Raw genomic sequence first — 10,345 nt, forward strand, 5'->3', positions numbered from 1 at the left:
CCGTTGGCGCCATCCTGCTGGGTTCTGTACCGGCCCAGTACGTCAGGGGCTTCTGTTGCGTTAATTGCACTCATGATTCGGTCCTCGCCCCGTTACTTCTGACCAAGTGTCAGTATGCGCTGCATCATGGATTTGGCCGTGTTCATAATGTCCACATTCATCTGAAAGCTTCGTGAAGACGACATCATATCTGCCATCTCTTCCACCACATTCACATTGGGGTAGAACACATAACCGTCTTCATTGGCGGCGGGATGACTGGGTTCGTAGCGCATCTGCAGTTCGGCATCGCTTTCAACAATGCCGTCAACGCGAACGCCCGCACCTGCGTTTTCGCTGTCCTGCATACCAAAGCCCTGCTGGTCGGGATTCAGCATCGACTGCTGAATCGCCGAGAAAACCGGCTTCCGCGCGCGATACGTTGAGTCTGTGCTGGAACTCGCCGTTTCTGCGTTGGCAATGTTTGAAGCGGTCGTATTCAGCCTCAGCGACTGCGCTGTCATGCCGGAACCGGCGATATCAAAAATGTTGCCCAGTGACATATTGATTCTCCTTCACTCGTCGTGAAACCGCGGATTACTCGCCTTTCAAGGCTTTGGTCATGCCGGCAAATTTGCTGTTAAGAAACTGGAAGCTGGCCTGGTAATCCATCGCGTTACGCATGAATCGGGTTTGCTCTGCCTGGGCGTCTACCGTATTGCCATCGACCGAGGGCTGGTTGGGTACCCGGTACAGCAAATCGGAATCTCCGGCGCCCCCTGAAATGTCCATATGGCCCTCTTGGGTTTTCTCCATGCTGAAGCCACTCATGCTGTCCTGAGCCTTCTGCATCATGGCCTGAAAGTCCAGATCCCGCGCCTTAAAGCCCGGCGTATCGGCGTTGGCCATATTGTTCGCCAGAATTTCAGCCCGCTGTACACGAGCCTCCAACGCGTGTTGGTGAATGCCAAGAGCTTTATCAAACGTGATCGCCATACAACCTCCGAAATTCCGTTACCGGTCGTCTGAAGCTTGGCCGGTATTGTTCTATGGCAGAACTAAAGCAATGCTGATGCCAGATTTTGAAAGCCCGGTGAATTCGGGCCATTACAGCCGGTTACCGATGGGAAACGGGTAGGAAAGGAATAGAAGGAGCGGCAATTTGTGAGCAAAGCGGCAAGCTGTTTCCTCCATGAAAACAGCCCGGAACACCCGTGTTTATTGCGCCGGCCAGGGGGCGACAAATTCGGCCAGCTCTGGCCTGGAAATCGCAGGTTTGGTAGACAACACCGTACCGGTGTAAAGAAAGCCGGTTATCGACTCCCCTTCTTCCAGGCCGAGCCCTTCCATAACCACCGGATGGTAGGCTAACTCGCCGGTGCGCCACATAACGCCGAAACCGGCATCTTCCAGCGCCAACCCAAGATAGCTCATGCTCGCGCCGGCTGAGAGTAGCTGCTCAACGTCGGGGACTTTTTTATGGTTTTTCAGTGACGCAATGCCAACAATAATCATCGGAGCACGCTGCGCTTTATTGCGTATTTTCTCCAGCTTCTTCTCATCACTCTTGTCATTCTTTTCAGAGTACCCGGCGGCGAATAGCTCGCCCAACGCGCTCAGACCATCGCCTTCAATTACCAGATACCGCCACGGGCGTAGCAGCGCATGATCTGGTGCGCGGGATGCGCAGGCAAAGGCGCTTTCGAGCGTTGCAGCATCAGGCGCCGGGGCTGCCAGCTTTGGCTCAGACGCCCTGTTGAGCAAAAAGTCAGTCACTGAACTCATATCAATTTTGTCCTTTTACCGAATCCGGTTGAAGGGTGCTCACGCAAACCCGGTGAATGATGGATTCAAGGCATCCAACGATCTCACTGCCGAATCAACCTGGAGCCAACCTGCTCTTCAGGCTCTGTGCTTCGCCAGGGATTAATATCAAGGCCACCACGGCGAGTGTAGCGGGCACACACCGTCAGGCTTTGCGGCTGGCACAGGTGCAACAGATCAATGAACAGCGTCTCGACGCAGTGCTCGTGAAAATCCTGTTTCTGACGGAAACTCACGATGTATCGCAACAAGCCCGCACGATCAACAGCGGGCCCTGTGTAGCGAATCAGCACGGTTCCCCAATCCGGCTGGCCGGTCACCGGGCAGTTGCTCTTCAACAAATGTGAGCAAAGCTGTTCGGTCACGACTGGCCCGGAAGCCGACAGCGACTCGGGTGCATAGTCATACACCACATCGTCTACCGGCTCGTTATCAATCAGCTCATAACCCGGCGGGCGCCCGGTAACAGCTGCGGAATCGTCCACGCTGAGAAAGCGAACCTGCACCGCGGCCTGGCTGACACCGGACAGGTCTCGCGTGATGGTTTCAACCACCTGATCCGCAGACGAAAACACCGTCTGATTCAGGGAGTTCAAATAGAGCTTGAGCGATTTGGATTCAACAATCGAAGGCGAGGCGGCAGGAAACCGGATTTCCGCCCACGCCAGATCGGGAATGCCGCCGGGGCGCAGCCAGGAAATCTCCCAGGCTTGCCACAGATCGCCGCCGAACCAAGGCCAACGACCGTCTTCCAGGCCGATACGACGGCGATTTTCTTCACGGGCTACCGGGAAAAGCAGAGCGGGATCATAGCGATCCGGGTAGTCGCTGGTTTTGCCAAGCGGCGCGTTATCCAGAGCCATAGTAGTTCCTGAAGATAGTCCTGAGATCAGTGGCGAATGCCCTTTCCGCGCTCAAGCAATTTAAGCGCAACGAAAGACAGCACCGTAATAAAGATGACAATCATCCCAAGGGACACAAACGGGTTCACATCAGACACACCGAGTATGCCAAACCGGAAGCCGTTCACCATATACAGAATCGGGTTCACCATCGACACGCTCTGCCAGAAATCGGGCAGCATATCGATGCTGTAAAACACCCCTCCAAGGTACGTGAGCGGTGTCAGAATGAAGGTGGGCACAATGGAGACATCGTCAAACTTGGTTGCCAGCAGCGCGTTGATGAAACCACCCACCGCAAACAGTGCCGACGTTAAAAATACCGTAATCACCACCATGGGCAGGTTGTGAATCTCCAGGCGCGTAAACGCCAGAGACAACAGCGTGACGATAAAGCCGATGCCCAAACCACGGGCCATTCCCCCGGTGACGTAGCCAGCCAGAATAATCCAGTTAGGCACAGGCGATACCAGCAATTCTTCAACACTGCGCTGAAACTTCATCGAGAAAAACGACGACACCACGTTCGCGTAAGAGCTGGTGATCACCGCCATCATGATCAGCCCGGGCACGATGAACGACATATAGTCGAAACCGCCCATGTCGCCGATTCTCGAGCCGATCAGGTTCCCGAAGATAATAAAATACAGCGTCATGGTCACCGCGGGTGGAAGCAACGTTTGGGGCCATATCCGGGTAAACCTGCGAATTTCCCGCAGCACAATCGTGCTGTAAGCGGTAAACAGCGCCTGCGCATTCATGCCCTGCCCTCCGTTGTTTCCTCTGCCGTTGGCGCATTGTGCTCCACCATCCGGATGAACAATTCTTCCAGCCGGTTGGCCTTGGTTCGCATACTGACAACCTTTATTCCTTGCTGGCCCAGTTGCAGGAACACATCGTTGAGCGCCTGGCCTTTATGAACATCTACCTCAAGCACGCCTTCGTCGTCCAGCCGACATGAGAAGCCTTCCAGTTCGGGCACGTTGTCCAGCGCTGTCTCTGCGTCGAGCAGAAACGTTTCAAGGCTGAGCTGCTGCAATAGTTCCCTCTTACTGGTGTTCCGAATGATGCGGCCGTGATCAATAATGGCGATATTCCGGCACAAGGCTTCGGCTTCTTCCAGATAATGCGTGGTAAGAATGATGGTTGTGCCCTGGCGATTCATTTCTTCAAGAAACGCCCACATGGACCGCCGCAGTTCAATATCCACGCCGGCGGTAGGCTCGTCCAGAATTAACAATCTGGGTTCGTGCACCAGAGCGCGGGCAATCATCAGGCGTCTTTTCATGCCTCCGGACAGCATGCGCGCCGGCGTGTTGCGCTTGTCCCAAAGGCCAAGTTTCTTGAGGTACTTCTCAGCCGATACGGCGGCCTTTTTTAAGGGAATTCCGTAATAGCCTGCCTGAATAGTGACAATGTCGAACACCTTCTCGAACTGATTGAAATTGAACTCCTGAGGCACAACGCCCAGGTGAAGTTTCGCATCAGAGAGATGGGTATCTATGTCGTAGCCAAACACCTTCACGTTGCCGGCCGATTTCGTTACCAGAGAACACACAATGCCCAGCGTGGTTGATTTGCCGGCACCGTTGGGGCCCAGCAACGCAAAGAAATCCCCTTGCGCCACACGGAGGTCGATACCCTTGAGAGCTTCAAATCCACTGCCGTAGGTTTTGGTGAGCCCCTCAATTTCCAGAGCATGGGTCATAACAGGTTCCAATTCGAAAAAGCGATTTGCAGAAAAGATACATTAATTGAGGCACGTCAGGCTTTTTCAAGGCTGAAACGCGGCCAAACAGGCCGCGGAGGTGGGGGTTAAAGAATGTCGGTCGGGATTAGCGGCTGATCAGCCGTGAAAAACTCCAGCGCGATTCCGCGCCGGTTACATCAAAACCAGCAGGGTCGAGCCCCTTGGTTCCGTGCGCAAGGCATTCCTTAATCGCGAGAATTTCAGCGGTTGTGTTGCTCTCATTGTGCTTTGCAAGATCAACCACCCGCGCCGTTTTTAACGGCTCATGATAGCGATCGGTCATAACCATAACGCGCGGCCACAACCGGCGCTTGGCAGAATGGGAAACAACAATACCGCGTTGACCGTCGGTCAATTCAACCAGGCTACCCGTTGGGTAAATACCGATCGCGCGAATAAAGCTCTCGACCAGTCCATCCTGAAATTCGATGTTTCGCATATCGTAGAGCAGAGTGACCGCTTTCGCCGGCGTCATCGGCTCGGCAACGCTTACTCTGGGCTCGATAAGCGATTCAAAAAACTCGGCAAGCCCGGCAATTTTGGCAAGCAGCGGGATTCTGTCGCCGCGAATGCCTTCCGGAAAACCAGAGCCGTTGTGTCGTTCACGATGCCCCTGCACAACGCTCAAAACCGCACGTGACAGGCCGCTGTCTTCCAGCATTGCCATACCTTTAACAACGTAAGTGCGGTAAAGCGCGTGGTCTTCCGGGCCAAGTTGGCCTTCCCGGCGCAGCAAGTCAGCCGATAACCGGGTTTTACCAACCTGAGACAACAAGCATCCCAGACCCAGGTGGTTCAGCAGGGTTTCGTTCAATCCAAGTTGACGCCCGCACACGAGCGCCCAGACCGACGTGTTAAGAGCATGGCGATAAACATGATCATCGTGCTGATGAATACGGCTCAACCAGAGCAACGCATCCGGCTGACGTATAACGCTGCTCACCATTTTGTTGATAACGGCCGCAACCGGCCGAAGGTCTCGAATATCCTGGGTGGCAACCGCTTTGTACAAACGTTCCAGCGCAACGCCAGCGTCTTCAAGCAGGTGTTTCGATGCCTTCATTTCCCGCTTTAATGTTGTCATGGGCTGATAGCGAACCGGCTCCCGGATGCTCAGCGGAGGAAGACGCAGTTCTTCCCGGCCTTCTCCCCTTCGGCGAGTTTTTGTACCGAAACCCGGGCCGGCAATTTTGGTCAGTGCAGCGGAATCCCGGGTCTCTGCAATGTCTATAGAAACCCATTTACAATGAGACACCAACGCACGGATGTCATCCTGAGAGCGGATGTGAAAGCCCTGAATGGGAAAAGGTGTTTGATGCCATGGCCGATCAAGATCGGACACAAACATGCCAACCTCCAGATCACACACCTCAACTTTCCTTTGACAGACGCCCACGTTTCACCCCTGAATACGCACTTTTGATGGCTACCATTTTTCTATGGTTGGTCGAAATAGTCCATTACAATTTGGTATCTCGAAGTAACGATGACAAGACAAACCGTAACGGTAACCTTCAACCCGAAACAATTTGTGGCAATGTGACCGACGTCACACAGCGTTAGCGAACTGCAAACCAAAGCCATCAACGGTTTTGCGAGCAACCACCATATCCAGCACCGGCGCCTCGACAGGCAACCCCTGCACTTGAACCTTCACTTTGTCACCGAGTTCAAGCGCAAATGGCTCATTATCCACCACAATGAACACACCACCATCGGATATGTCCCGGGTTGAAAAAACAAACTCCCCGAGTGCTTCGTGGCTTACTTTTACTTTGGCACTCATCGCCGTGCGACAGTACACCCTGCGATCATCTACAGCCATCTGCGACGTTCCTGTTCTTCACTCAGGTACATGGTAAACACTGTATGTTTATACGAACCCTATCCCGTAGATAGAGCACTGCAAAGGATAGCACCATTTTTCAGGAAGTATGCCAAAGGGAAGATTGACTTCACGCGTAACACAAATGAGAATGGTTGGCGTTTTTAGGAGCCTTGTAATTATTAAACAGCGACGACTAAACAGCCACTGTTAAACACAGGCCCAAACCCAACCAGCAGCATCTAAGGATGGCACCATGCGCATGAAACTCGTCGCAACGGCGGCAATTGCCCTCACAGCTCTTCCTCTTGCGGCCTCCGCAGACGGCGAAGTGAACATCTATTCTTACCGCCAGGCGTACTTGCTTGAACCGCTTCTGAATGCGTTTGAAGAAGAAACCGGCATCAAAAGCAACGTCGTATTTGCCAAACAGGGCCTGGCTGAACGTCTTGAGCGTGAGGGCCGCAACAGCCCGGCAGATGTGGTTATGACCGTTGACATTTCTCGCCTGAACGAGCTTGTTGAACGCGATCTGGTTCAGGGAGTGGGCAACGACGTTCTGAATAAAAATATTCCGGAGCACCTGCGCCATCCTGAAGGCAAATGGATAGCCCTTACCACACGGGCGCGGCTGATCTATACCTCCAAAGAGCGCGTTAAAGAAGGCGAAATCACTACGTACGAGCAACTGGCCGATGACAAGTGGGACAACCGCATTTGCACCCGCAGTGGCAAGCATCCTTATAACATTGCCCTGATCTCATCCATGATCGCGCATCACGGCGAAGCCGAGACTGAAACCTGGCTAAAAGGTCTCAAAGACAACCTGGCCCGCAGGCCCCAGGGCGGCGACACGGATCAGATAAAGGCGATTTCCGAGGGCGTGTGTGATGTCGCTATCGGCAACAGCTACTACTACGGCAACATGCTGCAGGATGACAATCTGCGCCCTGCGGCAGAAGCCGTGCGCCTGGTGTTCCCGAACGCAGAGGGTCGTGGCACCCACATCAATATAAGCGGCATTGCGCTGACCAAAAGCGCCCCGAACCGGGATAACGCCATCACGCTGATGGAATTTCTGTCATCGCCCAAAGCCCAGAGCATATATGCCACTGCCAACACCGAGTACCCCGCAAACCCGAACGTAAAGCCCACCGGGCTCGTGGCCGAATGGGGTGAAGTGCACCCAGACAGCTTGTCCCTGCACGACATCGCAGAAAATCGTAACGCGGCGGTCAAAATGGTTGACCGTGTAGACTACGACGGCGAGTAAGGGTCTCGGCGGGGGCCGCAAACAGCCCTCGCCTTCCTATCCAACCCATTTCACCAACAGGACCCCTATGAGCGAGGCCGCAACCAGCGTTAACCCCGCGCTGACTCAGCCCCCGCTGGCAAAGGGCACCTCACGCCGCTGGTTTTTCAGCGCACTGCTCATAACGGCCATCGTCGCCTTGCCTGTTCTATCCGTCATTTTTCTGGCCTTTTTCCCTGACGAAAATATCTGGCCACACCTGATGGAAACCACGTTACCCCGCTATCTTGTGACTACCCTGAAGCTTATGGTTGGCGTGGGCGCCATTACGCTGTTCATTGGCCTGTCTACCGCCTGGGCCATCACCATGTGCGAGTTCCCCGGGCGCAAATTCTTTGAATGGGCCATGCTGTTGCCGTTCGCTGTGCCGGCGTATGTTATTGCCTATGTTTACACCAGCCTTCTGGATTATGCCGGCCCGGTTCAGGGCGCTCTGAGAGAGGTGTTTGGCTGGGCCAACGCGTCGGATTACTGGTTCCCCGAAATCCGCAGCCTGGAAGGCGCCACGCTGATGATCGGTCTGGTGCTCTACCCATACGTTTATCTTCTCTCCCGGGCAGCGTTTTTAGAACAGTCCCCTTCGCTGTTCTCGGTCAGCCGTAGCCTGGGGCACTCCGCACTGAGCACGTTTTTCAAGGTGGTTTTGCCCATCGCCCGACCGGCCATTGCCGTGGGCCTGTCACTGGTGTTGATGGAAACACTGAACGATTTCGGAACGGTGGATTTCTTTGCCGTGCAAACGCTCACCGCCGGCCTGTTTGACACCTGGATGAACCTCGGCAATCTCGGGGGCGCCGCGCAGATTGCCACCACAATGCTCATATTTGTAGTGATTCTGGTCACACTGGAACGCTATTCCCGGAGGCGACAACAGCAATTTGCGGCCAGAGACAATCGCGAACCGATTCGCCGCTTCACCATGACCTTTCCCCGGCAATTGGTTTGCGTGGCCGTGTGCGCGGTGCCGGTGTTGCTCGGCTTTGTTATTCCCGGGGTAACGCTTGGTATTTACGCCTGGGAGTATTTTGATGAAAGCTGGAACCCGGAGTTTGTGCGTAACACGCTTAACAGCCTGTTTCTTTCCGGGACCGCAGCACTGACCACGCTGCTGATCGGCGTTACCCTGGCCTACAGCCGCAGGCTTCATAACACTCGCGGAATGCAGGTGCTCATGCGCCTTTCAAGCCTGGGCTACGCCATGCCGGGGGCCGTGCTGGCAGTGGGGGTTATTGTGCCTCTGGCAGGATTTGACAACTGGCTGGACAGCTTGATGCGAAACACATTCAACGTCAGCACCGGTTTGATACTCAGCGGCTCGGCCTTCGCCATTGTATTCGCCTACACCGTGAGATTTTTGGCGGTGTCAGCCGGTAGCGTAGAGAGTGCACTTCAGAAGATCACCCCGAGTATGGATATGGCCGCGCGGTCGCTCGGGAACAGCCCCGGTAAAACCCTGGTAAGAGTGCACTTGCCCATGCTTCGAGGCACGTTGATTACGGCGGCCCTGGTGGTGTTTGTGGACTGCATGAAAGAGCTACCGGCCACGCTGATACTTCGGCCGTTCAACTTTGAAACCCTGGCCACCTACGTGTACCAGTTTGCCTCCGATGAGCGCCTGTATCACAGTGCGCTGCCGGCTCTCATCATTGTTCTGGCGGGTATTGTTCCGATCATTCTGATGAGCCGGTCAATCTCCAGCACCCGCTCAATCGCCTGAGGCTGCTCCTCTTCATGCAGCCGAGCGCCCTTCTCAAAGCTGGGGCGTCGTTTTCGAGCGGGCATCCTGAACCACAAATCGGCCCTGAAACACGGCCACCGGATCAACCTGCGGCAAACTGTTGGGCGTTCCACAAAACACTTCTGTGGTTAAATCCAGCCGCCCTTTGCCGTGCCTTGCCAGGCTCTTTCTGAAGCGCTCGGGAATTTCGTCTCCCGGCAGCCGGCAAATGGCGTAAAAATCCGAGTTCACCGGCTCAAGATAATCAATGCTCCCGTTCTGCACCACCACACTGCCCTCTAGGCCGAGATCTGCCAGCGCAAGCTCCGTGACTCCCCAGGCGGCCGTTACAGCAACCGAATACACACTGCCGCCAAAACCTGTGCCCTGATGATTGCGGTTAGGCTCCAGCGGCGCACTCAAAAGCAGAGCGCTGCCATCCCACGAATGCAATTCAATGCCCAGAGCACGCGACAGGGGAATCTCGTCGTGAATACGCTTCTGGAATACGGAAAGCTGAGTCATTACTTTCTCCTGGGTATGTTTTATTGCCAAACCACCTTCTGGCGCTTTGCATACCACTCATTCACGTTGCCTTCGTAGGCGTCTTCCACCCGATTTCGCTTGAGCTTCAGCGTTGGCGTAAGGAAGCTGTTTTCAATCGACCACTCATCACTGATGATAATCACAAAGGCTAACTGCTCGTGCGGGTCCACCGTTTTATTCACGCTATCGACCAATTGGGTCAGGCTGGTCTCAAGCTCCTTGCGAAAACCGGCATCGGCCATCTTTGGTCGAACACCTTCTGCCAGTTGAATCATTGCGTAGGGCTGGATCTGGTTGGCACCAGACACACACACCATTTCAATGGACTGGTGTGCCATCAGGCGATTCTCGATGGGCGCGGGGGCAATGTATTTGCCCTTGCTGGTTTTAAAAATCTCCTTCATCCGGCCGGTAATTTTCAAACGCCCCAGTTCGTCAATTTCGCCTTTGTCGCCGGTTTTCAAAAAGCCGTCGTCAGTAAAGGTTTCAC

The 10,345-nt window shown here is 54.5% G+C and carries 11 protein-coding genes and 1 pseudogene; 2 read left to right on the forward strand and 10 right to left on the reverse strand.

Features of this window, described 5'->3' with window-relative positions; genetic code table 11:
• Nucleotides 1-92: 92 nt before the first annotated feature.
• The 8 genes from flgC to ENI00_RS02505 form a co-directional block, all read right to left on the reverse strand.
• A complete protein-coding gene (flgC, locus tag ENI00_RS02470; RefSeq protein ID WP_304098350.1) occupies nt 93-542 on the reverse strand; it encodes a flagellar basal body rod protein FlgC in 450 nt (149 codons plus the stop codon).
• Between the two features lie 34 nt (nt 543-576).
• Nucleotides 577-975, reverse strand: a complete 399-nt coding sequence (gene flgB, locus ENI00_RS02475; protein ID WP_304098352.1) for a flagellar basal body rod protein FlgB — start codon at nt 973-975, stop codon at nt 577-579.
• 222 nt (nt 976-1,197) lie between these two features.
• Entirely contained in the window at nt 1,198-1,764 is a 567-nt protein-coding gene (locus ENI00_RS02480; RefSeq protein ID WP_304098355.1) for a nitroreductase family protein, read from the reverse strand.
• A gap of 83 nt (nt 1,765-1,847) precedes the next feature.
• Nucleotides 1,848-2,666, reverse strand: a complete 819-nt coding sequence (queF, locus tag ENI00_RS02485; protein WP_304098358.1) for an NADPH-dependent 7-cyano-7-deazaguanine reductase QueF — start codon at nt 2,664-2,666, stop codon at nt 1,848-1,850.
• A gap of 26 nt (nt 2,667-2,692) precedes the next feature.
• Nucleotides 2,693-3,466 (reverse strand): ABC transporter permease, encoded by a 774-nt coding sequence (locus ENI00_RS02490; protein ID WP_304098362.1) that lies wholly within the window; start codon nt 3,464-3,466, stop codon nt 2,693-2,695.
• Nucleotides 3,463-4,413 carry an ABC transporter ATP-binding protein gene (locus ENI00_RS02495; RefSeq protein WP_304098365.1) on the reverse strand — a complete coding sequence of 317 codons (951 nt, stop codon included), beginning with the start codon at nt 4,411-4,413 and terminating at the stop codon, nt 3,463-3,465. The genes ENI00_RS02490 and ENI00_RS02495 overlap by 4 nt, the downstream gene beginning before the upstream one ends.
• A 127-nt stretch (nt 4,414-4,540) precedes the next feature.
• The gene (locus ENI00_RS02500; RefSeq protein ID WP_304098368.1) at nt 4,541-5,824 is read right to left on the reverse strand and encodes an HD-GYP domain-containing protein; all 1,284 of its coding nucleotides are present in this window, start codon (nt 5,822-5,824) and stop codon (nt 4,541-4,543) included.
• Between the two features lie 180 nt (nt 5,825-6,004).
• Nucleotides 6,005-6,280 carry a PilZ domain-containing protein gene (locus ENI00_RS02505; protein ID WP_304098371.1) on the reverse strand — a complete coding sequence of 92 codons (276 nt, stop codon included), beginning with the start codon at nt 6,278-6,280 and terminating at the stop codon, nt 6,005-6,007.
• 256 nt (nt 6,281-6,536) lie between these two features.
• Between ENI00_RS02505 and ENI00_RS02510 the strand changes: the two genes are divergently transcribed.
• Together ENI00_RS02510 and ENI00_RS02515 are read left to right on the forward strand one after the other, a co-directional pair.
• Nucleotides 6,537-7,553, forward strand: a complete 1,017-nt coding sequence (locus tag ENI00_RS02510) for a Fe(3+) ABC transporter substrate-binding protein (RefSeq protein ID WP_304098373.1) — start codon at nt 6,537-6,539, stop codon at nt 7,551-7,553.
• A gap of 67 nt (nt 7,554-7,620) precedes the next feature.
• Entirely contained in the window at nt 7,621-9,309 is a 1,689-nt protein-coding gene (locus ENI00_RS02515; protein WP_304098375.1) for an ABC transporter permease, read from the forward strand.
• 33 nt (nt 9,310-9,342) lie between these two features.
• On the opposite strand, the gene ENI00_RS02520 is transcribed toward ENI00_RS02515, so the two are convergent.
• Complete coding sequence (locus ENI00_RS02520; protein WP_304098378.1) at nt 9,343-9,834, reverse strand: thioesterase domain-containing protein; 492 nt, start codon at nt 9,832-9,834, stop codon at nt 9,343-9,345.
• 20 nt (nt 9,835-9,854) lie between these two features.
• Nucleotides 9,855-10,345: pseudogene (locus tag ENI00_RS02525) on the reverse strand (AMP-binding acetyl-CoA synthetase); the annotation flags it as partial.

The sequence above is a fragment of the Marinobacter antarcticus genome (assembly GCF_011049865.1).
Classification (GTDB): domain Bacteria; phylum Pseudomonadota; class Gammaproteobacteria; order Pseudomonadales; family Oleiphilaceae; genus Marinobacter; species Marinobacter antarcticus_A.

What these genes read in the sequence shown, in the direction of transcription:
- ENI00_RS02480 (WP_304098355.1), bottom strand. Translation starts at nt 1,764, where the DNA reads ATGAGTTCAGTGACTGACTTTTTGCTCAACAGGGCGTCTGAGCCAAAG.
- ENI00_RS02495 (WP_304098365.1), bottom strand. Translation starts at nt 4,413, where the DNA reads ATGACCCATGCTCTGGAAATTGAGGGGCTCACCAAAACCTACGGCAGT.
- flgB (WP_304098352.1), bottom strand. Translation starts at nt 975, where the DNA reads ATGGCGATCACGTTTGATAAAGCTCTTGGCATTCACCAACACGCGTTG.
- ENI00_RS02505 (WP_304098371.1), bottom strand. Translation starts at nt 6,280, where the DNA reads ATGGCTGTAGATGATCGCAGGGTGTACTGTCGCACGGCGATGAGTGCC.
- ENI00_RS02515 (WP_304098375.1), top strand. Translation starts at nt 7,621, where the DNA reads ATGAGCGAGGCCGCAACCAGCGTTAACCCCGCGCTGACTCAGCCCCCG.
- ENI00_RS02520 (WP_304098378.1), bottom strand. Translation starts at nt 9,834, where the DNA reads ATGACTCAGCTTTCCGTATTCCAGAAGCGTATTCACGACGAGATTCCC.
- flgC (WP_304098350.1), bottom strand. Translation starts at nt 542, where the DNA reads ATGTCACTGGGCAACATTTTTGATATCGCCGGTTCCGGCATGACAGCG.
- ENI00_RS02490 (WP_304098362.1), bottom strand. Translation starts at nt 3,466, where the DNA reads ATGAATGCGCAGGCGCTGTTTACCGCTTACAGCACGATTGTGCTGCGG.
- queF (WP_304098358.1), bottom strand. Translation starts at nt 2,666, where the DNA reads ATGGCTCTGGATAACGCGCCGCTTGGCAAAACCAGCGACTACCCGGAT.
- ENI00_RS02510 (WP_304098373.1), top strand. Translation starts at nt 6,537, where the DNA reads ATGCGCATGAAACTCGTCGCAACGGCGGCAATTGCCCTCACAGCTCTT.